The organism is Paenibacillus sp. SZ31 (assembly GCF_012912005.1).
GTDB lineage: Bacteria > Bacillota > Bacilli > Paenibacillales > Paenibacillaceae > Paenibacillus.
Window position 1 is genome coordinate 17,929 of sequence record NZ_JABBEA010000017.1, and the last position, 24,872, is coordinate 42,800.

Here is a 24,872-nt window from a genome sequence, read left to right on the forward strand (position 1 = left end):
CCTATGCCTGAAGGATAACATCCGCATAAGCACATCATAAGAACTGACACAATGAACACGGATGAGGGGAGTGTGAGCCTATGGGGCCGCATGATACGGAGGGTCGGACAGAGTGTTATCCGGAATTACACGCGGCTTTGCTGGAAACGGCCAAAGCCTGGAACACACAGCCACAGACATGGTTGCTTGGAGGAAGCTGTGGGTTGCTGCTTCAGGGGGTGGAGTTGCAACAGGCTCCCAGAGATATTGATATCTATGCGGATGTCGCTGCTGCTAAGGAACTTCACCGAATCGCTCCGGGGGAAATGCTCGACGAGCCTACAGTGGATAAGACTGGACCTTATGCTTCGCTGCTAAGCCACTATCAGGTTGGTGCATGTGCGCTGGAACTGGTTGGTGGTTTCGAAATATGGGCTCGCAAAAGTTGGTACCGTATCGAGATTGAACATGTACTTGCTCCGCATGCACCAGTAGCACAAGTGGGTTCGCATACCCTGCGACTGATGCCTCTTGCGCATGAGCTGTTGTTTAATCTGCTGCGAGGTCGTGAAGATCGTTATGTACCCATTGCGACAAAGATGCGTCAGCAACCACTTGTACATCAACCTATAATGACAAGGTTAAGTCAACAGAATGTATGGACAAGCCGCTTCAGAGCAGAAGTGGAAGAACTTGTTGGCTTTGCATGGGTATAGTTGGTTGAGGGAGGAAAATGATGGACTATAAAGTTACTTTTTTACCCATGAACAAATCGATAGCGCTCAAACCAGGGGCAACACTTCTGCATGCAGCACGACGTGCAGGAGTCAAGATTACGACCAGATGTGATGGTAAAGCGGCTTGCCTGATGTGCAAAGTGAACGTGGACGGAGAACATCGGACGGAACTGTATCCACCAACAGACGCAGAAAAGCGTAAGCTGGGTTCACTGTTGGAATCAGGTACACGACTGTCCTGTCAGGCCAAGGTGTGTGGATCTCTATCGGTTCATGTTCCTGAGGACCCGCTGAAGGCAGCCATCCGGAAACAACTGGAACGTCAGCAACAGGAAGACGACTGGTTCTGAGCATTATGAAATTGATTCTCTAATGAGTTATTCAAGGAGGATGCGGATGATTAGGAACAAGCCAAACTGTGTTAAAGGGAGCGGACCGCGGCGTCCGATGCATCAGATGGGCGGTCTGCTGTTATTCCTGTTGTTTGCTTTTACAGCAAGTGGTTGTATGTATCCATCCCAGAGCAATTCGGACCCTAAGATAGCCTATCGGGAAAGTGTGAGTCGTATTCAGAGTGCGGTAGAGACATTCCAGCAGGATGAGGGGATTTTGCCAATCATCAATGCAGATATGGCTACACCAAAATATGAAAAGTTCAGAGTGGATCTGCCCAAGTTGAAACAACTGGGGTATCTGGATGAAATACCGGGAACTGCTTTTGAAAGTGGTGGTAGCGCTTACTTCCTTATTCAGGACGAAGAAGTGAATCCCAACGTGAAAGTGATGGATCTACTGACCGTACAGAAAGTAAACGATGTGCAACGAATGGTTAATCAATATAAGTCCGTACATAACAATAAGCTGCCAAGCGGGGAAGAACTGTATCCGGGGTTATACGCTGTGGATATGGAGCAGGCGGCTCAGGCAGGTACTCCTTCCATTACGCTGAATAGTGTATATTCAGGTCAGGCGTTACCTTTTATGATGGATGACGAAGGCAAGGTCTATGTGGATTATGCTTTTGACATTATGCAGGCGGTGGAAAAGTCTGATGTGTCTCCATTCGAGAGTGAAGATGTGCGGGATTTTCTATTGGAACACTCCTACTTCGTACCTGTAAAATCGGTTCCCTATGCTTGGCAAAATAATGCACCAGTTGCACAGCCAATAAAATAAGCATGATTGCAATTTAAATAATATAACTGTATGACCACCATGGCTCCAATGGTTCAAAAAGAGATATTCCAAATAAGGGATATCTCTTTTTTTGTTCTGAAATGATGAGCAGTAACCGTCATAAAAGCTTCATGGATCACATAAAGTAGATTGAAATAAAGACGCGCAGTCCGAGATCGGGGGATTCTCCTAATGTCATCACCATAAGATAAAAAAACAAAAATACGCGTCATATTGCCGCATACGGATACATAAGATGATACTAGTCCAATTGCATGTACGAGTTAACGCCGCTCTCGCCGGTTTCATCAGAATGCAACGTTCGGCGGCGGACGACTTCCGGGCACTCACAAAGGCGGCTCTACCGTTGCAGGGATTTCAGTCTTCTGATTGAAAAAACGAAGCGGATGCTCTTTAGCATTTTTCCTTCGGAGTAATTTAGGGAGGGGATTTCATTGGAGAAAGTGGATATTTTTAAGGACATAGCTGAGCGGACCGGAGGGGATATTTATCTCGGGGTTGTCGGCGCAGTCCGGACGGGAAAATCAACATTTATCAAACGATTCATGGAAACCATTGTATTGCCAAACATCACAAACGAGGCAGATCGTGGTCGGGCGGTGGATGAACTTCCACAGAGTGCAGCGGGTAAGACCATCATGACCACGGAACCGAAATTCGTACCGAATAACGCAGTCCAAATCAAGGTGGCCGAAGGACTCGATGTCAATGTGCGCCTTGTGGATTGTGTAGGTTACGCGGTGGAAGGAGCCAAGGGATACGAGGATGAGAATGGTCCGCGTATGATCTCCACGCCTTGGTTCGAGGAGCCAATTCCATTCCAGGAAGCCGCAGAGATTGGTACTCGCAAAGTCATTCAGGAGCATTCCACACTGGGTGTTGTGGTAACAACAGACGGCACGATCGCCGAAATTGCCCGCAGTTCCTATGTGGAATCCGAAGAACGGGTTATTGCGGAATTAAAAGAAGTGGGCAAACCGTTTGTACTGGTCATCAACTCCACTCGTCCTCGCAGTGAAGAAGCCCTGCAATTGCGCAGTGAGCTTGCTGCCAAATACGACATTCCAGTGATGACACTCAGTGCAGCGACCATGACGGAAGATGATGTGACGGGTGTACTTCGTGAAGTGCTCTATGAGTTCCCTGTGCATGAAGTGAATGTAAACTTGCCGAGCTGGGTTATGGTGCTGAACGAGACTCACTGGTTGCGCAGCAACTACGAAAATTCCGTACGGGATACCGTTAAGGATATTCGCAGACTTCGTGACGTGGATCGGGTTGTTGCTCAGTTCATGGAATATGAATTCATTGATCGCGCAGGCCTGAGTGGCATGAATATGGGTCAGGGTGTAGCCGAAATTGACCTGTATGCACCAGATGAACTGTATGATCAGATTCTCGTGGAAGTGGTCGGGATCGAAATTCGAGGCAAGGATCATCTGCTGCAATTGATGCAGGAATTCTCGCATGCGAAGAGAGAATATGACCGCTTCGCAGAAGCGCTGGAGATGGTCAAAACGACCGGATACGGCATCGCTGCTCCGTCTCTTGCCGAGATGGCTCTGGATGAACCTGAGCTCATTCGTCAGGGCACCAAATTTGGCGTACGTTTGAAAGCAACGGCACCGTCCATTCACATGATTCGGGTCGATGTGGAATCGGAGTTCGCTCCAATCATTGGCACGGAGAAACAGAGTGAGGAACTGGTGAGATACCTGATGCAGGACTTCGAGAACGATCCGATCAAGGTATGGGATTCAGACATGTTCGGTCGTTCGCTGCACTCCATCGTGCGAGAAGGTATTCAAGGCAAGATTGCCATGATGCCGGATAATGCAAGATACAAATTGCAAGAGACGCTGGGAAGAATCATTAACGAAGGTTCAGGTGGCTTGATCGCTATCATTCTGTAAGACATCAAAAGACCGCAAGGGGGCATCCCCTCGCGGTCTTTTTTAGTGTGATTTCTTGATTTTGGATGAAATGGATAGGAAGAATGATTCTTTCGAAAAAACTTAGCGATTTTTAGCTTTAAATTACTAAAACCCATTTACATACTAGGGATTAGCCGTTATATTAATATTCAACTATTGTGATCGAGATCACAGAGAGTGGAACAGGGGGAAACAGAGATGAAAAGAAAAGAGACAAAATGGGTATGGTTGAGTGTGTTATTAGTATTCACATTGGCGTTATCTGCTTGCGGAATCAAAAAAGAACCGGCATCTACTCTGGCTTCGGGTGCATCAGATGATACACCGAAAACGGAAGCAGTCACAGGCCCTCTAAGTGGCAAACGGATCGCACTTATTATGGAATTCAATACAGGTACTTTCTCGCAGCAATATGTACAAGGTGTCAAAGAAGAAATCGAAAAATTCGGTGGAGAACTGACTACATTTGTTGCCGATAATGATAAAGCGAAGATGGTATCCTTGCTAGATAGCGCAATTAATCAGAAATTCGATGCCATTCTCACGGATCACGGGGATTCCCTTTTAGAGCCAGGTGTGAAGAAGGCAGTAGAACAGAACATTCCAGTGGTTGTGTTCGATGCAGCTATTAGTGTTCCAGGAGCAACAGTCCTGTCGCAGGATGATCAGAAGATGGCTGAGCTGACGCTGGAGCAAATGAAAAAAGATATTAATGGACAAGGCAACATCGTAAAAGTATGGGTAGCTGGTTTCGCACCGATGGAACGCCGTCAGATCGCATACGGTGAATTCCTGAAAGCCAATCCGGACATCAAGGAAATAGCGACATTTGGTTCTGCACAGAACCCGGCGCTGGATACTCAAGCCAAAATGGAGGCTATTCTCAAACAATATCCAAAAGGTGAGATTACAGCAGTATGGGCTGCATGGGATGAGTTCGCCAAAGGTGCAGCGCGTGCCATTCAACAAGCTGGACGCGATGAGATCAAAGTGTATGGTATCGATATGAGTGACGAGGACCTGCAAATGATTCAGGACCCGAAAAACCCTTGGGTAGCTTCTGCTGCGGTTGATCCAACAGATATCGGTCGCGTACAAGTTCGTTATGCTTATCAGAAACTGAATGGGGACGAGACGGAAGATGCAGTTGTGCTTAACCCGGTCTATGTTCAACGTGAAGCTTTGCCAGATAAACAAATCTCCACTTCAGAGCTGTCAGAGTTCGTTGAAGGTTGGGGAGGCAGTACACAAGGGATCAAGGATTGGATGAGCGAATACGGAATTACTGCTAAATAAGCAGCGTAAGGGAAGCGCGCCGCTAGGCGCGCTTTTTCCACCATAATGAAGATACGCGAGATAAGGACGAGAAAAGGGAGACTCCCGGATGGGAACGATTGGAGGTTAACATCATGAGCACTGCACCGATTCTGCTTCAAATGGAACATATCCACAAACAGTTTTCAGGCATACCTGCACTGAAGGATGTAGATTTCTCTGTGAAAGGCGGGGAGATTCACGCGCTACTCGGTGCCAATGGTGCCGGTAAGAGCACGTTAATGAAAATTCTGTCTGGTGCCTATCAATTGGATCAGGGTACGATTCAGCTGAGTGGACAAGCACTTCACTTGAGTTCTCCGGGAGACGCGAAGGCAAGTGGGATTCACTGTGTCTATCAAGAAGTGGATGCAGCACTGGTGCCACAGCTGACGGCTGCGGAGAACATTATGATGGATCAGTTGGCTTCATCTGCTGGTGGTTGGTGGAAAAGTCCGCGGAAGCTGCAACATCGTGCGGTAGAAGCGTTGAAGCAATTAGGAGCAGACATTTCCGTTCACCAAAAAGTGGCTGATCTGACGCTTGCAGAGAAACAGATGATATTGCTGGCACGGATTTTGATTCAGGATGCCAAGGTCATCATTTTTGACGAACCGACTGCACCGCTGAGTCAGGAAGAAACGGATGCATTTTTCCGAATTGTTCATCTGCTGAAGGAGCGGGGTGTAGCCTGTATTTTCATTACCCATCGTCTTGCTGAAGTGACGGGTCATTGTGATCGCGTTACGGTCATGAGAGATGGGCAACATGTATTTACGGGTGAAGCGAAAGGGCTGACAATCAACGACCTGGTCACACAGATGTTGGGCAAACCGTTTGAAGAAGAGTTTCCGAAGACAGAAGCACCTGTGGGAGAGCTGTTACTAGAAGCACGTGGGCTACGTCGTGGAGTGAAGGTCAAAGGTGTTGATCTCTCAGTACGCCGAGGTGAAGTCCTCGCTGTCGTGGGTCTGGTAGGCGCTGGTAAAACGGAAAGCTCTCGTTTGCTGATTGGCGCAGATCGACTGGAGGGTGGTGAGATTCGGCTTAACAACCGTAGCCTCCGCCTGTCTCAGCCTGCAGATGCGGCGGCTCTGGGGATTGTTTCTGTACCGGAGGAGCGCCGCAAACAGGGAATTCTGATTCAGGAGAACGTCGAACGGAATTTAAGCCTGCCGTTGCTTAGTCGCCTTAGTACATTAGGTTTCGTAAGCCGCAAGCGGGAGCGTCAGAATGCGGAGTCATTGGTGAAACAGCTTGGAATCAAGACATCGTCCGTGAAACAGGAAGTAAAATATCTAAGTGGTGGTAACCAGCAGAAGGTAGCCATTGGTAAATGGCTTAATGCGGATGCGGATGTATTTATATTTGATGAACCAACCAAGGGTGTGGATATTGGGGCGAAAAGTGACATTTTCCGCATCATCAATGAACTGGCTTTGGCGGGCAAGGGCGTAATCTATTTCACCTGTGAACTGGATGAGGGAATGGGGATTGGTGACCGGATTGCTGTCATGTGCGAAGGTGTTATTGTTAAAGAGTTCAAACGGGGCGAGACTAACCAAGAACAGCTGCTATACTATGCAAGCGGTGGACAAGAGGTGCAATCATGAAGGATAAATCACTGGATTTTGCGTTCCGTTACGGGGCGATTATTGTCATCATAGGTGTTATCGCATTTTTCGGCATTAAATTGCCTTATTTCTTTACGTACAGTAACTTGACCGATATTTTGGGCTCGATCTCTATCGTTACCTTTGTCGCGATTGGTGTTACGTTATCTCTCATTGTTGATGGATTTGATCTCTCGGTGGGGGCGACCGTCTCATTGACCACTGTCGTTACTGCTTCGTTAATGATTTGGTATCAACAGCCACTAGCGATCGTCATTATCGTGCCGCTGATTATCGGGGCTGTTATTGGTTTGCTGAACGCTTTACTGATCGTAAAACTGCGTATTCCGGATCTGCTGGCAACTCTTGCCACGATGTACATCATCGGGGGCATTCATAAAACATATGCACAAGGATATACCATTTACAATCACATGCAGTTCCCTGATGGAAGCAAAGCTGCGGGAGAGATGGACCCGACATTCCTGCTTATAGGGCAGGGTAAATGGCTAGGTATGCCGATATCAGTCATCCTGCTGCTTATTGCGGTCATCGGTGTGCATATCTTTTTAACTTATACGAAATATGGGCGCCAGATGTATATCACAGGCGGTAATGAGGAAGCAGCGCGTCTATCCGGAATCAAGGTGAAAAAGGTGCGTACTCTCGCCTATGTAGCCGCTGGAGTATTTGCCGCAATCGGTGGGATCATCTATGCTTCAAAAGTAGGATCTGGACAGATTGATGCCGGGTCACCGTTGTTAATGGAATCCGTTGCTGCGGTATTTGTCGGTTTCTCTGTGTTTGGCGCGGGTAAACCGAATGTCATCGGAACCTTCATTGGTTCGGTTCTGATTGGTGTACTTGTCAACGGTTTGACGATGATGAACGTACAGTATTTCACACATGATATTGTAAAAGGTGGGGTTCTTGTGCTCGCCCTGGCGGTTACGTTTTACGTCTTAAACCGCAACCGGACTTGAAATTGTGGGCTGTCTGTATTAGTATGAAATTTGTTCGGCGTCTGAAATCCCCGTGTTTTCAGGCGACATTCTGCCGAAAATGACTGTTGACCGCAGGCGGAGATTTGTGTTCATCGCTCAAGATGTACGTAGATTTTTTGCGTATGAACGTATATTTCGCTATAAAACGGAAACACAGTATAACATTCAGGACATTGATACAGGAGGTGAAAAACAAATGAACAAATCAGACTTGATTACACACGTATCCGAAGCGACTGAATTGTCCAAGAAAGATGTAACGAAAGCGGTTGATGCCGTATTCGAAGCAATCTCTGAGGCTCTTCAAAGCGGAGATAAAGTACAATTGGTTGGTTTTGGGAACTTCGAAGTTCGCGAGCGCTCTGCACGTAAAGGACGCAACCCGCAAACAGGTGAAGAAATCGAAATTCCTGCGAGCAAAATTCCTGCATTCAAACCAGGTAAAGCGCTCAAAGACGGAATTAAATAAGATTTCTACATATTCCATATGTCGACAAAAAGACCGTGACTTGTTCACGGCCTTTTCTTTTGCCCTTTAACGATGATTCTTGCGGTTCATTCGTATAAGGCGCTGGTTGACAAATGAAACAATCTTAATCATCATTAACGCTATCGAACTAAAGAAGGGGACATGCGTGATGGATCATCCAACCGGCAATGATTATATTGTAATTAAGGCAGAGGAAAATGGTGTCCAGGTGATCGGATTAACCCGAGGTCAGGATACACGTTTTCACCACACCGAGAAATTGGACAAGGGTGAAGTGATGTTTGCCCAATTTACCACCCATACTTCAGCTATTAAAATCCGGGGCAAAGCCACGCTGATTACCAAGCATGGACAGATTGAATCGGAGTAATGCACAGGTTGAATACGCTCAAATGAAGATTGCAGGCATAGCCTGCTTTTTTTCATTGTACAATGAGGTATGAGCCTTTACCGGACAGACTACACTAACAGGTAAAGGCAGGGAGGCGTATATGAAACCGCGGATGATTGTTACTGCTTCAATGCTGGCAACGGTTGCGGCGGTCTTTCTGCTTGTTGCGATACAAACCTTACATATGCGTACATGGGGCGGGGAAAACGTACAACCTGTCTCTGCATCACATCATCCAGTCCAGCTAACGGATGACAATCTGGTTGATGTGCTAAGCTCCATGCAACTATCTACACCCATTGCAAGAGTGGAATGGAAACAGTCTATTTTGAGACTGGACCTCAAGGTTAAAGGCACGGCTACGAGTTACACTGAAATCTATGAGAACATGGCAGCTGTGGCGGATCTGGGCTTTCGGAGTCTGGACAACGTGGATCAGGTGTTGCTGCGTGTGATGGCAGAAGATGAATGGATGCATAAACGACATCTTTTGCTTGCTGCTGATATTCGGCGTGGAGAGTGGCCCCTGTATGCGATTGAAACATTACGGAACTGGAAAAGTGCAGCCTTTTCGGATGAATTGAAGGACTGGTTTCATTTGATGGAGACCGAACTCTGGAAGAAGCAATTCGAAATGACAAGTCAGGGGTAATAGAATAGCAGGATTCAGTGCGTGCCCGTTCAACATATGCTATAATATATAAGATTGTAGTGCAGAAATGGTTTAACAATGTTAAGGCTCGGAGGCTGAGAATGAATTCATATCGCGTACCCCAACTAGCAAAGAAATATACGGAATACGACATGATTCGACAACATACGGAAATCCCATCATTTCCGGATAGCCGGGCACGTCTGTTGCAGGTATTTGTGGGCCGCACAGACGAAAAGGTGCATCAAGAGCTATATGCTCTCGCAACTTCGCTCGTTCAGTTGGCCATGGATACGCATGATCGAATCGATACCATTTCCGGCGAGCGAAGAGAGCAGGAGATGCGTTCACGCCAGCTGAATGTGCTCGCCGGGGATTATTTAAGTAGCCGTTTCTATCAATTGCTTGCCCATGCGGGCAAAATTGAAATGATTGGCAAACTCAGTGCTGCTGTATCCGAAGTGAACGCACGCAAGATGACGCTGTATGAACGGATGATGAAGCTTCTCGTTTCGGCTGATGAATACTTGCGTGAAACGGTACAGCTGAGGATGCAGCTGTTTCTTTCATTTACAGGCATGATTCAAGATAAGGAAGAGTCCTTATGGAACAGCCTGTTGACCGAATTCAGCTCCTGCGAAACGATCGTGGAAGAACTGAAGCGGATGAATGACGAACAACAATTTCTTCACAGCTATGCATACTGGCACATATACGAGTATGGTAAGGACGATGAGCGCAGTGTGCTGCGTCAGTCTGAACCAGATGCACGTGAATGGAACGCTATGGTGCTGAAGCATAGGGTTGGCGAGGTTTTGTTGGACAAGCTTCGCGAGTGTACACACCGCATTCAACTGTTGTTGCAAGACGAGGAAGGGCTGATGGGCTTGCATGAGATACATGCAATTCTTGAGCCGTACTTAACATATTTGCAGCCTTCACATGCGGCAGTAAGGGAAGATTGAGGGGGAGACAGACGAATGGGGAGCGGAGAGACCAAACCGAAAGAAGAATATGTCCATTCGGTTTTTCAGAGTATAGCCGGAAAATATGATGTCATGAATGATATTCTAAGTTTCCGTAGGCATAAGGCTTGGCGCAAATTCACCATGAAAAAGATGAATATGTCCAAGGGCGACACCGGTCTTGATTTGTGCTGCGGCACATGTGACTGGACGCTTGCCATGGCAGAGGCAAGTGAAACGGGGCACATGCATGGGCTTGATTTCAGTAGCAACATGCTCGAAGTTGGCCAAACGAAGATCAATGCCGTGCAGCGTCAGAAGCAGATTACCCTTACACAGGGAAATGCCATGTCACTTCCTTTTGAAGACAATTCATTTGATTATGCGACGATTGGCTTCGGACTGCGCAATGTACCTGATCTCAGACAAGTGTTGTCTGAAATGAAACGTGTGGTAAAACCGGGCGGTATGGTTGTGTGTTTGGAATTGTCCAAACCAACATGGCAACCGTTCAAAGGTATTTATTATTTTTATTTTGAGAAGGTTTTACCGAATCTTGCCAAAGTGTTCGCTAAAAGTTTTGAGCAGTACAAATGGCTGCCGGACTCACTGGCCATTTTTCCGGGAAGAAAGGAACTGGCAGACATTTTTGCAGAAACTGGATTGCAACAAGTGCAGGCCTACCCTCTGACCGGAGGTATCGCGGCATTGCATATTGGAACCAAGGAGAATCAGCATGTTTAGGAAAATTCGCATCTTTTTAGAAATGATCAAGATTGAACACACGCTTTTTGCTTTACCTTTTGCATTTATGGGGGCCATTCTAGGCTCCATGGTAGTGAATGATACCTTCCCAAGCTGGATGCAGATTATGTGGGTATTGCTTGCGATGGTCGGCGCACGTAGTGCGGCTTTCGGTTTGAACCGAATTATTGACCAAGCGATTGATGGCAAAAATCCGCGTACCGCGATGAGAGCGATCCCGGCAGGACTGTTGAAAAATGGGGAAGTTGTTATATTCGTCATTATCTCTTTTATATTGTTATTTTGGGCCTCATCCAATCTTAATGTATTATCCATGCAGCTGTTGCCTATTGCTGTGTTTATGCTGGTACTGTATTCGTACACCAAACGTTTCACATGGTTATGCCACGTCGTTCTCGGAATGACGATTGGTTTGGCGCCACTTGGTGGCTGGGTAGCTGTAACAGGTACGATGGATTGGACAGCGATTGTGCTGTACGTTACGATTGTGTTCTGGACAGCTGGTTTTGATATTATCTATGCATGTCAGGATCTTGAATTTGACCAGGGAGAAGGCCTTCATTCCATACCTTCCCGTTTTGGCTTGGTTAAATCATTGCAGATCGCCAAGTTCTTCCATGTGATTACTGCAATTGGTTTTCTTGCGTTATTGTTGATGACAGATCTGAGCTGGTGGTATGGCGCAGGCATGTTGGTAACGTATGGTATTCTTTTCTATCAACACTATATTGTATCGCCTAATGATATGAGTCGTGTTCAAACGGCATTCTTTACCATGAACAGCTTGCTTAGTTTAATCGTATTTACGTTCACTTTGATTGATCTGGCGGTGAAATAAATGGTACAGCAGCCGGACAATAAACGACTGGTTGTCGGAATTACCGGAGCGAGTGGCAGCATATATGGCATTCGATTGATTGAAACGCTGCTTGATCTGGAATATAACGTTCATCTGGTCATATCCAATGCAGGGTGGCGTGTACTGAAAGAAGAAATGGACTGGGATGTGACGAATCGGGACGCGGTGCTTGAAGAAAAATTTGGCAACCGTGCCGGTTCTCTGATCTATCATCCTGTGAGTGATATAGGGGCCTCCATTGCAAGTGGTTCTTATCTGGCCGATGGCATGATTATCATGCCATGTTCTATGGGAACTCTTTCATCCATCGCGCAGGGATCGTCGGATAATCTGATGTCCCGCGCAGCCGATGTCATGATGAAAGAGGGAAGAACATTGATCCTCGTACCACGTGAGACGCCACTTCATGCAATCCATCTGGAGAACATGCTGAAGCTCTCCCGTCTTGGTGTACGAATGATACCGGCTATGCCTGCTTTTTATTACAAACCTCAGACTATGGATGAGTTGATTATGTTTTTGGTGGGGAAAGTGTTGGATAGCTTGCGCATCCCACATCAACTGTTTACAAGATGGGGAGAACCGGATGAACGGGGATAACAACTGAGTCCGATACAAGGCTGTTTTTTGCCAAAGTGTTGCTCGGTTTATTTGTCCCCCGAATCCCGGGGTATTGGTGAGTGCTGATGGTGAGTCTTCATGAACCACAGTCTTGACCCATGCTCCGGCAACTTCTGTATTTTGTTTCAGAACAAGTCGCAGAGTTTAATTCCCGGGTGTCGGCCATGACATTCGGAGAAGAAGAATACGTTAGATTACCTTATAGAAAACACAAGCAAGAACGGTAAGCCGGGTTTTTCGTATTGCCTGCAGGCCCGACTTGCTGGAGGGGAAGGTAAGCATGGATTTATGGACTGACAATACGCTGATACGGGTGAACGAATGAAACTATTGGATATTTTCGGGTTGTTAAAAAAGGACATGGATTACATTGAGAAAGAGTTGTATCGCAGTGTTCGAGGAGAACAGAAGCTGCTGAGTGAAACGTCGCTTCATTTGCTCAAAGCAGGAGGAAAACGGTTGCGGCCCGTTTTTGTATTACTTGGCGGGAAATTTGGTACATATGACATTGAACGTCTGAAGCTGGTTGCAGTTCCGCTGGAACTCATTCATTCCGCATCTCTCGTTCATGATGATGTTATTGATAATGCGGAGACACGCCGAGGCAAACCCACGGTGAAGTCAAAGTGGGATAATCGTATTGCCATGTACACTGGAGACTATATCTACGGTAAGGCACTTGAAATGACTGCCGGATTATCCGATCCAGCGATTCATCGTATACTTGCCAAAGCTATGGTACAGATGTCCATCGGTGAAATGGAGCAAATTCGAGACTTTTTCAATACGGGACAAAGTGTTCGTAATTATCTGCTGCGGATTCGTCGTAAAACAGCACTTCTGATTGCGGTTAGCTGTCAGTTGGGGGCTTTGGCCACACGTGCGCCTGAGCATGTATCTTCCCTGCTGTATACGTACGGATACAATGTGGGTATGGCTTTCCAGATTCAAGATGATGTACTTGATCTGGTAGGTACCGAGAAACAACTTGGCAAGCCACCTGGCAGTGATATGAAGCAGGGAAATATCACTCTTCCTGTGCTGTATGCGCTGCAAGAGTCCGATCTGCGTGAACCTCTGTTGAAGGAGATTTCCCGTGTCCAACATGAAGAAGGACGGGCAAGTGCATCGGATGCAATTGGAATGATTCGCCAAAGTCAAGGAATTGCTAAAGCAGAAGCCCTTGCTGACCGATATATGAAGAAAGCGCTCGATGCTCTCGATCAGCTACCTAACATCAAGACGACCAAAAACCTGCGTGATATCGCTCATTTTGTGGTTAAACGTACACATTAAACTTTGTATGACCTTCGACTCACATGTTGGACTGGACAACGCATAGTTGATTGGATCTGACACAGGTACTCACACCTGAAGATGGATAGACGTGTGAAATTCCTCATTGGGAGGATTTGGACATGTATGTTACAATCAGAGGGATTGCGTTTACATAGTGATTAACTTTGAACCGTGAGTGAGGAGTGAGCTGATGGATCGTACATTTTTGATGGTGAAGCCGGATGGTGTGCAGCGTGGATTGATCGGTCGGATTATTAGCCGTCTGGAAGACAAAGGATTTAAGTTGGTGGCAGGCAAATTGGTGCAGATGTCTGAGGATCAGGCAAAACGCCATTATGCTGAACATGAGGGCAAACCTTTTTTCGATGATTTGGTTCGTTTTATCACATCTGGGCCTGTATTTGCCATGGTGTGGGAAGGGGACGATATTGTGGCACTTGCGCGCATTGTCATCGGAAAAACCAATGTGAAGGAAGCCGCTCCGGGCACCATTCGTGGAGACTTCGCCAGCCACACACCACATAATCTGATTCATGGGGCAGATTCACCGGAAAGTGCTACCCGTGAAGCAGCAAATTTCTTTGCTTCAGATGAACTGGTGGTATACGACAAGAGCATCGCAGCCTGGTTGTAATTATTAGCCAAAAGGGTGATACACGATGCTGGAGCAAGAACAACTACTAGACCCGGATTACACCGGATTCATTCGTAAAATCAAAGAGAGCACAGGCATTGATCTTGCTCAATACAAGGAAGGCCAGATGAAAAGAAGGCTGACCACACTTCGCAACAAAAACGGGTTTCATACATTTTCTAACTTTTTTGATGCTATGCAGAAAGATAAATCATTGTTCTACGAGTTCCTTGATCGTATGACGATTAACGTTTCTGAATTCTGGCGTAATCCCAATCGTTGGGAAGTACTGCGGGACGAGATCTTGCCTGAGCTGCTGGGCTCCAAGCGACGTGTCAAAGTCTGGAGTGCAGCCTGTTCAACAGGTGAAGAACCTTATACACTCGCCATGATTCTGGATACGATGGGAATTTTGAAGGATAGCTCCATTACGGCAAGTGATCTGGATGAAGGTGCATTGGCTAAAGCTAAGGAAGGGCGTTATATGGAACGCTCACTTAAGGATGTGCCAAAGGAAACGGCGAACCGTTACTTCAAGCAGGATGGCTTGGTATACCGTATTGATGAGCAACTCAAAAATTCGATCAAGTTCATGAAACAAAATTTGCTCGTGGACCGTTTTGACGATGGGTACGACCTGATTGTGTGTCGGAATGTCATGATCTATTTTACCGAGGAAGCCAAAAACCTGTTGTATCACAAATTTGCAGCAAGTTTGCGTCCAGGCGGTATTTTGTTCGTGGGCAGCACGGAGCAGATCTTCTCCCCGGGACAATATGGTCTGGAGACAGCAGAGACATTCTTCTATCGGAAGAAATAATCATATTGGTTGTTGAGCCGTCTGAAGCACATGTTACATGTGTTCAGGCGGTTATTTGTATATCAAGTACAAGAAAGAGCCGACTTTCTTGTCAAAGCCGGTCAGCTATACTATAATAAGCAAAGAAATTATGGGATTTTAGCAATGTGAAGTTTAACAGTTTAAAGGGGGAACGTATTATGAGTTTACGCTATTTAACCGCAGGGGAGACGCACGGACCCCAATTGACCGCTATTATTGAAGGATTGCCAAGTAATTTGACGATTAACTTTGAAGAACTGAATTTCCAGCTTCACCGCCGCCAAAAGGGATATGGCCGTGGACGCCGGATGCAGATCGAGAAGGATCAGGCCAATTTCGTTGGTGGTATCCGTCACGGATATACAACAGGTGCTCCAGTAGCCCTGGTTGTTCAAAATAACGACTGGAAACATTGGCAGAACATTATGAATATTGAGCCAATTGAAGGCAGTGACGAAGAGAAACGTCGCGTTCATCGTCCGCGTCCCGGACACGCCGATCTGAACGGTGGACTCAAGTATAATCTCAAAGACTTGCGTAACGTACTGGAGCGCTCCAGTGCGCGTGAGACAACGGTACGCGTGGCATGTGGCGCCATTGCACGTCAGTTCCTAGCTGAATTCGGAATCAAGGTAGCTGGACGTGTACTTCGGATTGGAGAGATCGAAGCTCCTTATCAGGACCTTCCGATTGATGAACTGATTGCAGTGACAGAAGCTTCCTCAGTACGTGTCACGGATGCTGAGACAGAGAAGAAGATGGAAGCCTACATCGACCAGATCAAACAGGAAGGCGATTCCATCGGAGGAATAGTGGAATGTATCGTTGAAGGCGTGCCTGTTGGTTTGGGAAGTTATGTTCAATACGATCGCAAGCTGGACGCACGAATCGCTCAAGGCGTAATGTCTATTAATGCATTCAAAGGTGTAGAGATTGGTATCGGATTCGAAGCCGGAGTCATTCGTGGATCACAGGTACATGATGAAATCATGCATACGGATGAGCGCGGCTACCACCGGGCAACCAACCGTCTGGGTGGATTCGAAGGTGGTATGACGAACGGTATGCCAGTGGTTGTGCGTGGTGTGATGAAGCCGATCCCAACGTTGTATAAGCCACTGCAAAGTGTCGATATTGATACGAAAGAAGCATTCACGGCTCAGGTTGAGCGCTCAGACGCTTGTGCTGTACCCGCAGCGAGTGTGGTTATGGAGCATGTCGTAGCATGGGAAATTGCCAAAGCATTCCTGGAGAAATTCGGCGGGGATTCCATGGAAGAGATCCGTGCGAACGTTGCCAGCTATAACGCTCAACTGGAGAATTACTAATATGCGTCAGCTGACGGTACAGTTGGAGGAACGCTCATATCCGATTCTGATCGGTAGCGGCCTATTGGCGCAAGCCCCTCAATATTTTGAACAATATGGTTTGACGAAGAAAAGCCCATTACTTATCATTACAGACGAAAATGTGGCTCCCAAATACTTGTCAGGTTTGGAGCAAACGCTGCGTACGGCTGGTTATACAGTCGTATCGGCGGTTGTCCCCTCTGGTGAAACATCGAAATCCCTTTCGGTATATCAGGATATGATGACTGTTGCTATCGAAGGCAAACTGGATCGGAGTTCTGCGATTCTGGCACTAGGTGGGGGTGTCGTAGGTGATCTGGCTGGCTTTGTTGCCGCTACATATATGCGTGGAATCAAGTTTGTTCAAGTACCTACAACAATTTTGGCGCATGACAGCAGTGTGGGCGGTAAAGTAGCTGTCAATCATCCGCTGGCCAAAAATATGATCGGTGCGTTCCACCAGCCCGAACTTGTACTCTACGATGTGGATACACTTCAATCCTTGCCGCCACGAGATGTTTCGGCAGGTTTGTCGGAGATGCTGAAGCACGGACTGATCCGTGATGAGGCTTTTGCACATTGGTGTGAGGAGCATGCAGAGGAGTTGCTTGCGCTTAATCCGGAAGCACTGGGATACGGTTTGGAGCGTGGATGTGGTATTAAGGCAGAGATTGTATCCAGAGACGAACGTGAAAATGGAGAACGTGCGTTGTTGAACCTGGGACATACGATTGGTCATGCCATTGAAGCGATTGCCGGTTATGGAGAATTCCTGCACGGAGAAGCGATCTCGATCGGTATGGCTGGATCAGCATTGCTTGGTGAGAAGCTTGGTGCGCCAGCAGGGCTCTATGAAGATACAGTCCGTATGTTGCGCTCACTTCGCCTTCCGACAACGATGCCTGCGCATCTGGACACGGATGCACTAATGGAAGCGATGATGCACGACAAAAAGTTCCGTGAAGGTCATATGGTGTTCATCATTCCTGATCGGATTGGAGCTGCAAGAATTGTGAAGGACGTACCTGTGTCGGCAGTTCGGGACGTCATTGAAATGCTCAGGAAGGGAGAATAACAGCGATGGTCACACGGGGAATTCGCGGGGCTACAACAGTCACGCAGAACAACGAAGAACAGATTTTGAAAGAAACAGCTGTATTGTTGCAAGAGATCGTGGATCGCAATGAGATCCAACCGGAAGATATCTGTAGTGTATGGATTACGTTAACCGGGGATCTGGATGCTGCTTTCCCGGCAAAAGCTATTCGCCAACTGGACGGCTGGGAGCTTGTACCACTGATGTGTGCACTTGAAGTTCCAGTTAAAGGTGCCTTGGCACAGTGCATCCGTTTCATGGTACATGTGAATACGAACAAAAGTCAGAATGAAATCAACCATGTGTACCTGAATGGTGCACAGGCATTACGTCCGGATCTGGCAGCACCTTCTGGTTCTTAAGCAAGTGGGTTGTCAAACCGATCATAATGATGTATAGTGAGAACCAGTTGAGTAGAGTAGAGATTGAGCTGAGAGCAGCTGAGCTAGTGGAGTATATAGCAGAGTCCAGTGGGTGGTAACCGGGGCAACAGAAACCGGTCAACTGATTCACGGTACGTCGTGCTACGGAATAGGTAACAGGAACAGGGAAAACAAACGTGTCATAGGACATTTTTTGTTTTGATATATTTTGGTACAACACGATCAATGTACTCTCCCATATTTGATGAAAATTTGGAATGAGTAGTTGAAGTGTTAAACTGATTTATTTTCCCAATTGAATGATGTGAGATGCATCGTTTCAGCGACCTGTGAATAATCCGACAGCGAAGTATAGGGACTTGTTATTTATGAAGCATCACCCTGTTAAATACAGCTTATAACCAAACCTCTACCTGATGGTAGAGGTTTTTTTCGTATATATAACTTTTCTTCTACCTAAATCTGAAAGGACGTGATCTAATGATAACGCCAAACGTTAATCAAGTACTGAAAATGTCGAATGAGTATAATCTGATTCCGGTAGTCAAACGGATTCTGGCAGACATGGAGACCCCGATTCGAATATTCCGCCGTTATGCTGACAACGACCGTGCATTCCTGCTGGAAAGTGTAGAGGGTGGTATCCAATGGGCGAGATACTCGTTCATCGGTACAGATCCGTTCCTGATGATTTCGGCCAAGAAGGGCCGGATCGTTGTAGAAGAAGCAGGGAAAACCCGTGAATTGCCAGGCAAACCGATTGAAGAACTGAAAGCATTGCTGCGTAAGTACCGTAGTCCGAAAGATGATGAACTGCCGCCATTCACAGGTGGGGCAATTGGGTTCTTCGGATATGATCTGCTGTCCTATTATGAGAAGCTTCCAGCTCACGCGCTAGATGACCTGAATATGGATGACATTCGCTTTATGTTCTGTGACCAAATTATCGTGTTTGACCATGTGAAGCAGCAGATGCTGCTCGTCGGTAATGTACATGTCAAGGACGGTGCAACGGATGATGAGATACGGCAAGCGTATGCAGTGACTTCGGAGAAGCTGGAGCAGGCCGCAGAACGTTTGCAGCAGCAAGGACCAGGGGAAAACCTGAATCCGCGTTCCATTCCGGGAGACGTAGAGCTTGGGGATATCCGCTCCAATCTCACGAAGGAGCAGTTTATCGGCAATGTGGAGCAAGCCAAAGAATACATTCGCGCAGGTGATATTTTTCAAGTGGTACTATCCCAGCGTTTCCACATTGATACGGAGGTTTCTCCACTTCACGTGTATCGCGTGCTTCGAACGCTGAATCCATCCCCTTACATGTACTATCTTAAGATGGATGATGAGATTATCGTTGGCACCTCACCGGAGGCACTGGTCAAGGTGGACGGAAATCGTGTCGAGACACGACCGATTGCAGGCACACGCCCAAGGGGCGCAACAGAAGCGGAAGATCGTGCACTCGCTGCTGACTTGCTCCAGGATGAGAAGGAACGTGCGGAGCATCTGATGCTGGTTGATCTGGGTCGTAACGATCTGGGCCGGGTATCCAGCTTCGGCAGTGTGAAGTGTGACATGTTCATGGAGATTGAGCGTTATTCTCATGTTATGCACATGGTGTCCAACGTTACGGGAGAGCTCAGAGAAGACAAGGATTTCTTCGACGCATTCCTCTCATGCTTGCCAGCAGGAACCGTATCCGGGGCACCGAAACTGCGTGCAATGGAAATTATCGCGGAACTGGAGAAAGAGGCTCGTGGTGCCTATGCAGGAGCAATCGGATACCTCGGGTTCTCGGGTAACATGGACTCCTGTATTACGATCCGTACGATTATTTTCAAAAAAGGAAAAGCATATGTACAGGCCGGAGCGGGAATCGTATGGGATTCTGTGCCTGAGAATGAATATGAAGAAACGGTTAATAAAGCCAAAGCGTTGCTTAAGGCGATTCGAACAGCAGAAGCAATGTTTCCTGCCAAAGACAAAGACAACACGTTGAGACTGGCGAATGCAGACTACTTTGTCACACCAGCGGCCGCTAAGAACTGAGAGAGGAGAGACCGGAGATGAACATAAACCCTATAATGAATGAGAACACCGTAACCCCTATTGCTGAGATTACTCGTGAGGAAGGCATGAAGAATGGCCTGGCGAAGATTTTGGAGGGCAGTCATCTGGAGCAAGCCGAAGCACGAGATTTGATGTACTCGATCATGAGAGGTGAAGCAACGCCGGCTCAAATCGGAGGTTTCCTGATGGCGCTGAGGATGAAGGGGGAAACGGTGGATGAGATCACCGGTTTTGCCGAAGCCATGCGTGGTCAGGGCGGACGAATCCTCACCGATGGCAGTGGCTTGCTGGACACTTGTGGAACAGGCGGATCGGGTATTCACAAATTCAACATTTCCACAGCATCCGCCATCATTGCTTCGGCCGTGTCGGTTCGGGTCGCCAAACATGGCAACCGTTCAGCTTCAGGCAAAGCGGGAAGTGCCGATGTATTAGAGGCACTCGGTGTAAATATCCATCTGAACGGCGAGCAGGCCAGACAATGTCTGGATGACATTGGAATCTGCTTCTGTTTTGCCCAGGTATATCACCCTTCCATGCGACATGCGGCGGGACCAAGAAAAGAGCTGGGTGTGCGTACCATTTTCAACATGCTCGGACCTTTAACAAATCCTGCCGGAGCAGATCGCCAATTGCTTGGCCTGTATGATCGCTCCCGGACGCCAATGATTGCTGAAGTGCTGAATCGTCTTGGTCTCAAAAGAGCGTTGGTCGTGGCCAGCCATGATGGTCTGGATGAAATCAGTATCTCGGCACCGACTCAGGTATCTGAACTTCGCAATGGTGAAGTGCACACCTATGATATTGATCCACGTGATATGGGTTTGTCTCTGCATCCGCTTGAAGCGGTACTTGGAGGAGATGCGACACAGAATGCCGAAATTATTAAGAGGATCTTCCAGGGTGAGCAGAGTGCCTACCGTGATGTCGTTCTGTTGAACGCCGGAGCGTGCATCTATGTGTCCGGTCTTGCAGATAGCATTGCTGAAGGGGTGAAACTTGCCGCAGAAGCGGTAGATTCGGGTAAAGCTGCCGGGAAGCTTGAACAGTTAATTCATACAACGGAGGCGTACAGTCATGTATCTTGATCGAATCGTTGCAACCAAACATAAAGAAGTTGAACTTCTGGCACAAACATTTCGCATGGATGAGGCTATCCAAAAAATCGAACAATTACCCGCAACACGAGGGTTTGAACAAGCATTATCGAGCAGACGCAATCGCAAACTCGGTCTTATTGCTGAAGTGAAGAAGGCTTCGCCGTCCAAAGGATTGATCCGTCCGGATTTTCATCCGGTAGAGATTGCTGCTGCTTATGAACGAGCGGGTGCAGACTGCATCTCCGTATTAACGGATGTATCGTATTTTCAAGGGAGCAACGAGTACTTGCAGGCTATCCATCAAGCAGTGAACATTCCGCTATTGCGCAAGGATTTTATTATAGATGAACGACAGATTGCAGAGGCAAGATTACTGGGTGCGGATGCGATATTGCTGATTGCCAGCATTCTGACACCAGAACAGATTCGTCAATATCTTGAATTTGCCAAAAGTTTGGGGCTGGACGCCTTGATTGAAGTCCACGATCGGACAGAGCTTGAGCAGGTATTGGAAATTCCACAGGCAACCCTTGTGGGCATCAACAATCGTAATTTGAAAACATTCGAAACCAGTCTAAACACGACACTGGATTTGATGGAATTGATTCCAAGTGGCGTCACCTTGATCAGCGAAAGTGGTATTGACGGTCCAGAATCAACAGTACCTTTGATCCAAGCAGGTGTACACGGTATTCTCGTAGGTGAGCATCTCATGCGCAAGGATGATGTCGAAGCAGCTGTATATGATCTGATGGGACCCAAATGATGAATACTTCCATACACGATGGCACAGGCGACAGTACGTCAGAACTGAGAAACCCGCTGCCAGCGGCCGTAAAAATATGTGGACTTCAGGACGTTGAAGTGCTAAAATCTATGATAAACTTGCCTGTGGATTACATTGGTGTTGTTTTTGCCAAATCACGCCGTCGAATCGAACCCGAGCAGGCTGCTGCATTAAGAACAGTACTATTCGAATGGTCGGCCTATGATCGGCCGAAGCTTGCGGGTGTATTTGTTAATCCTTCGTTCGAAGAGCTGGAACACATTATGGAGGTTGCTCACCTGGATGTTATTCAACTGCATGGACAGGAGACTGCGGAATTTTGCCGGCAGGTGAAGCAGCGGTGGAATGCCGAAGTATTTAAGGCTTTTTCTTTTCCCAAAGATGAAACGGGTCCGGAAGCTGATGATGCAGCCATAAGGGCTCTTGATGCCTACGAAAAATTCGTGGATGCGATATTGCTTGATACCTATGATCCTCTATATGGAGGGGGCTCCGGGAAAACATTTGCCTGGGAGCGTATTCCTGCCTATGCTGAATGGGCGAACAGTCGCGGAATTTCTCTGTTCGTTGCAGGAGGTTTGCAGCCAGACAATGTACAACAACTGATACAGACATATACACCTTTCGGCGTCGATGTATCCAGCGGCGTGGAGACTGAAGGTGTGAAGGATATTGCCAAAATTACAGCATTCGTAGAAAGGGTGAAGCAGGCATGACACATCAATTGCCGGATCAACACGGGCGTTTCGGTCACTTCGGAGGCCGCTTTGTACCTGAGACACTAATGAACGCACTCATTGAACTGGAGGAGGCATATAGCCACTTCTCTGAAGACGAGGAATTTAACAAGGAACTGAACTATCTGCTGAGCGAGTATTCTGGACGTGAAACGCCACTGTATCATGCAGAGCAATTATCACGCCGATTGGGCGGACCGAAAATTTATTTGAAACGTGAGGATCTCAACCATACAGGTGCTCACAAAATTAATAACGCCATTGGACAAGGCTTGCTTGCCAAACGGATGGGTAAAAAGAAAGTCATTGCCGAAACGGGTGCAGGTCAACATGGTGTTGCAACGGCAACTGTGGCCGCATTGCTAGGACTGGAATGCAAAGTATTTATGGGCGAAGAAGATACAGAGCGTCAGCAGTTAAATGTATTCCGGATGAAGCTGCTCGGAGCAGAAGTGATTCCGGTGACGTCTGGAACACGGACACTGAAGGATGCTGGTAATGAAGCGCTTCGCTACTGGGTCAGCAATGTGGAGGATACGTTCTATGTGCTCGGATCAGTGGTTGGTCCTCATCCATACCCGATGATGGTGCGGAATTTCCAACGTGTGATCGGTGATGAGACCCGTCGTCAGATTCAGGAGATCGAAGGACGTTTGCCGGATGTGATTGTAGCAGCTGTCGGTGGCGGAAGTAATGCGATTGGTATGTTCTATCCATTTATTGGTGATCAAGATGTGAAGCTTGTTGGTGTTGAAGCCGCAGGCAAAGGGGTCGAAACCGAGTATCATGCGGCGACGATGACCAAAGGTACGCATGGTGTATTCCAGGGATCTATGAGTTACCTGTTACAGGATGAGTATGGACAGGTTCAGCCGGCGCATTCCATCTCGGCCGGACTTGATTACCCGGGTGTTGGTCCGGAGCATTCCTATCTCAAGGACATTGAACGGGCAAAATATGTACCAATCACGGATCAGGAAGCACTCGATGCCCTGCAATTGTTATGCCGGACAGAAGGAATCATTCCTGCTCTGGAGTCTGCACATGCGGTCGCCCAAGTTATCAAACTGGCGCCTGAACTCACAGCAGACGATATTGTGGTCATCTGTCTGTCGGGACGTGGGGACAAGGATGTTGAATCCATCATGAAATATACGGGAGGCGATTTGGGATGAATCTGATGGACCAGACCTTCCAGCAATTGAAGGAACAGAATCGCACAGCACTTATTCCATTCTTAACCGTTGGTGACCCGGATGTGGACACAACGATCGATATCATCAAGGAGCTTGAACAGGCCGGAGCGGATATTCTGGAACTGGGTGTTCCCTATTCCGATCCGCTTGCGGATGGACCAGTCATTCAACGTGCTTCCGAACGTGCGCTGAAAAGCCAGATTACGATTCGTACCGTTATGGAAACCGCTGCAAAAGCTCGTAAGGCAGGTGTGAAAATGCCGTTTGTGCTGTTCACCTATTATAATCCGGTGTTGCAGACAGGACTGGATGTGTTCTTTGAGGAATTGGTCAAACACGATATCAGTGGCATGATCATTCCGGACCTGCCGATTGAGGAAGCGGAAGAGATGCGACAACGTGCAAATCATGCCGGTGTGCATCTGGTGCCGCTTGTTGCACCTACGTCTAATGCACGGATTGAGCGGATTGTGACGGGAGCGAGCGGCTTTATCTATTGTGTATCTTCCCTTGGGGTAACCGGAGAGAGAGCTTCTTTCTTTGATGGGGTAGAAAGCTTCATTGAGACGGTGAAAAGTCTGACAGACCTCCCTGTAGCGGTAGGTTTCGGTATCTCCAGTCATGAGCAGGTTGCTCACTTCTCCCGCATCTGCGATGGCGTTGTTGTCGGTAGTGCTATCGTTCGTCAGGTGGAAGATGCGATTCCTCTGCTTGAAAATCCGGATACTCGTGCAGCGGGACTGTTGCAAATTCGCAACTTTGTGGCACAATTAAAAGGATAGGGATGTCCTGAAAGTACATCCTTTGGACACGTGAGGTACATGCTGATTCGTGTCCAACAATATTTCAATAACAGGAG

General features: G+C 47.4%; 26 protein-coding genes. All 26 read left to right on the forward strand.

What is annotated here, in order from left to right; translation table 11 throughout:
- Nucleotides 1-80: 80 nt before the first annotated feature.
- The 26 genes from HF638_RS23855 to trpA all read left to right on the forward strand — a co-directional run bounded on the left by HF638_RS23855 (nt 81) and on the right by trpA (nt 24,795).
- Nucleotides 81-695 carry a hypothetical protein gene (locus HF638_RS23855; protein ID WP_169482445.1) on the forward strand — a complete coding sequence of 205 codons (615 nt, stop codon included), beginning with the start codon at nt 81-83 and terminating at the stop codon, nt 693-695.
- Nucleotides 696-715: 20 nt separating this feature from the next.
- Nucleotides 716-1,066, forward strand: coding sequence for a 2Fe-2S iron-sulfur cluster-binding protein (locus HF638_RS23860; protein ID WP_169482447.1), 351 nt, complete (start codon nt 716-718; stop codon nt 1,064-1,066).
- Between the two features lie 46 nt (nt 1,067-1,112).
- On the forward strand, nt 1,113-1,892 hold the full coding sequence (locus HF638_RS23865; RefSeq protein WP_169482448.1) for a hypothetical protein: 780 nt from the start codon (nt 1,113-1,115) through the stop codon (nt 1,890-1,892).
- A 455-nt stretch (nt 1,893-2,347) separates the two neighbouring features.
- Nucleotides 2,348-3,826, forward strand: coding sequence for a stage IV sporulation protein A (gene spoIVA, locus HF638_RS23870; RefSeq protein WP_036607700.1), 1,479 nt, complete (start codon nt 2,348-2,350; stop codon nt 3,824-3,826).
- A gap of 219 nt (nt 3,827-4,045) precedes the next feature.
- Entirely contained in the window at nt 4,046-5,143 is a 1,098-nt protein-coding gene (locus HF638_RS23875) for a sugar ABC transporter substrate-binding protein (RefSeq protein ID WP_169482449.1), read from the forward strand.
- Nucleotides 5,144-5,256: 113 nt separating this feature from the next.
- Complete coding sequence (locus HF638_RS23880; RefSeq protein ID WP_169482450.1) at nt 5,257-6,774, forward strand: sugar ABC transporter ATP-binding protein; 1,518 nt, start codon at nt 5,257-5,259, stop codon at nt 6,772-6,774.
- Nucleotides 6,771-7,757, forward strand: coding sequence for an ABC transporter permease (locus tag HF638_RS23885; RefSeq protein ID WP_062835197.1), 987 nt, complete (start codon nt 6,771-6,773; stop codon nt 7,755-7,757). The genes HF638_RS23880 and HF638_RS23885 overlap by 4 nt, the downstream gene beginning before the upstream one ends.
- Before the next feature lie 217 nt (nt 7,758-7,974).
- Nucleotides 7,975-8,247, forward strand: a complete 273-nt coding sequence (locus HF638_RS23890) for an HU family DNA-binding protein (RefSeq protein WP_024630670.1) — start codon at nt 7,975-7,977, stop codon at nt 8,245-8,247.
- A 169-nt stretch (nt 8,248-8,416) separates the two neighbouring features.
- Nucleotides 8,417-8,638 (forward strand): trp RNA-binding attenuation protein MtrB, encoded by a 222-nt coding sequence (gene mtrB, locus HF638_RS23895; RefSeq protein ID WP_017687697.1) that lies wholly within the window; start codon nt 8,417-8,419, stop codon nt 8,636-8,638.
- A 121-nt stretch (nt 8,639-8,759) separates the two neighbouring features.
- A complete protein-coding gene (locus tag HF638_RS23900; RefSeq protein ID WP_169482451.1) occupies nt 8,760-9,311 on the forward strand; it encodes a hypothetical protein in 552 nt (183 codons plus the stop codon).
- Between the two features lie 101 nt (nt 9,312-9,412).
- The gene (locus HF638_RS23905) at nt 9,413-10,276 is read left to right on the forward strand and encodes a heptaprenyl diphosphate synthase component 1 (protein WP_169482452.1); all 864 of its coding nucleotides are present in this window, start codon (nt 9,413-9,415) and stop codon (nt 10,274-10,276) included.
- A gap of 15 nt (nt 10,277-10,291) precedes the next feature.
- The gene (locus HF638_RS23910; RefSeq protein WP_169482453.1) at nt 10,292-11,020 is read left to right on the forward strand and encodes a demethylmenaquinone methyltransferase; all 729 of its coding nucleotides are present in this window, start codon (nt 10,292-10,294) and stop codon (nt 11,018-11,020) included.
- Nucleotides 11,013-11,879, forward strand: a complete 867-nt coding sequence (locus tag HF638_RS23915; protein WP_062835193.1) for a UbiA-like polyprenyltransferase — start codon at nt 11,013-11,015, stop codon at nt 11,877-11,879. The genes HF638_RS23910 and HF638_RS23915 overlap by 8 nt, the downstream gene beginning before the upstream one ends.
- Nucleotides 11,880-12,500 carry a UbiX family flavin prenyltransferase gene (locus HF638_RS23920; RefSeq protein ID WP_169482454.1) on the forward strand — a complete coding sequence of 207 codons (621 nt, stop codon included), beginning with the start codon at nt 11,880-11,882 and terminating at the stop codon, nt 12,498-12,500.
- Between the two features lie 342 nt (nt 12,501-12,842).
- Nucleotides 12,843-13,817 (forward strand): polyprenyl synthetase family protein, encoded by a 975-nt coding sequence (locus HF638_RS23925; protein ID WP_062835191.1) that lies wholly within the window; start codon nt 12,843-12,845, stop codon nt 13,815-13,817.
- A 193-nt stretch (nt 13,818-14,010) separates the two neighbouring features.
- Entirely contained in the window at nt 14,011-14,454 is a 444-nt protein-coding gene (ndk, locus tag HF638_RS23930; RefSeq protein WP_169482455.1) for a nucleoside-diphosphate kinase, read from the forward strand.
- A gap of 25 nt (nt 14,455-14,479) precedes the next feature.
- Complete coding sequence (locus HF638_RS23935) at nt 14,480-15,274, forward strand: CheR family methyltransferase (RefSeq protein WP_062835189.1); 795 nt, start codon at nt 14,480-14,482, stop codon at nt 15,272-15,274.
- A gap of 179 nt (nt 15,275-15,453) precedes the next feature.
- Nucleotides 15,454-16,623 carry a chorismate synthase gene (gene aroC / locus HF638_RS23940; RefSeq protein WP_169482457.1) on the forward strand — a complete coding sequence of 390 codons (1,170 nt, stop codon included), beginning with the start codon at nt 15,454-15,456 and terminating at the stop codon, nt 16,621-16,623.
- A 1-nt stretch (nt 16,624) separates the two neighbouring features.
- Nucleotides 16,625-17,719, forward strand: a complete 1,095-nt coding sequence (gene aroB, locus HF638_RS23945) for a 3-dehydroquinate synthase (RefSeq protein ID WP_036607679.1) — start codon at nt 16,625-16,627, stop codon at nt 17,717-17,719.
- Nucleotides 17,720-17,724: 5 nt separating this feature from the next.
- Complete coding sequence (gene aroH / locus HF638_RS23950) at nt 17,725-18,102, forward strand: chorismate mutase (protein WP_169482458.1); 378 nt, start codon at nt 17,725-17,727, stop codon at nt 18,100-18,102.
- Nucleotides 18,103-18,603: 501 nt separating this feature from the next.
- On the forward strand, nt 18,604-20,172 hold the full coding sequence (gene trpE, locus HF638_RS23955; protein ID WP_076331393.1) for an anthranilate synthase component I: 1,569 nt from the start codon (nt 18,604-18,606) through the stop codon (nt 20,170-20,172).
- Nucleotides 20,173-20,240: 68 nt separating this feature from the next.
- Complete coding sequence (gene trpD / locus HF638_RS23960; RefSeq protein WP_169482562.1) at nt 20,241-21,281, forward strand: anthranilate phosphoribosyltransferase; 1,041 nt, start codon at nt 20,241-20,243, stop codon at nt 21,279-21,281.
- The gene (trpC, locus tag HF638_RS23965) at nt 21,271-22,059 is read left to right on the forward strand and encodes an indole-3-glycerol phosphate synthase TrpC (RefSeq protein ID WP_169482459.1); all 789 of its coding nucleotides are present in this window, start codon (nt 21,271-21,273) and stop codon (nt 22,057-22,059) included. Before trpD ends, trpC begins: the two co-directional genes overlap by 11 nt.
- Nucleotides 22,059-22,796: a phosphoribosylanthranilate isomerase gene (locus tag HF638_RS23970; RefSeq protein WP_169482461.1), complete on the forward strand. Its 738-nt coding sequence runs from the start codon at nt 22,059-22,061 to the stop codon at nt 22,794-22,796. The genes trpC and HF638_RS23970 overlap by 1 nt, the downstream gene beginning before the upstream one ends.
- Nucleotides 22,793-23,992: a tryptophan synthase subunit beta gene (gene trpB, locus HF638_RS23975; RefSeq protein ID WP_169482462.1), complete on the forward strand. Its 1,200-nt coding sequence runs from the start codon at nt 22,793-22,795 to the stop codon at nt 23,990-23,992. Before HF638_RS23970 ends, trpB begins: the two co-directional genes overlap by 4 nt.
- On the forward strand, nt 23,989-24,795 hold the full coding sequence (gene trpA, locus HF638_RS23980) for a tryptophan synthase subunit alpha (protein ID WP_169482463.1): 807 nt from the start codon (nt 23,989-23,991) through the stop codon (nt 24,793-24,795). The genes trpB and trpA overlap by 4 nt, the downstream gene beginning before the upstream one ends.
- Nucleotides 24,796-24,872: the final 77 nt, after the last annotated feature.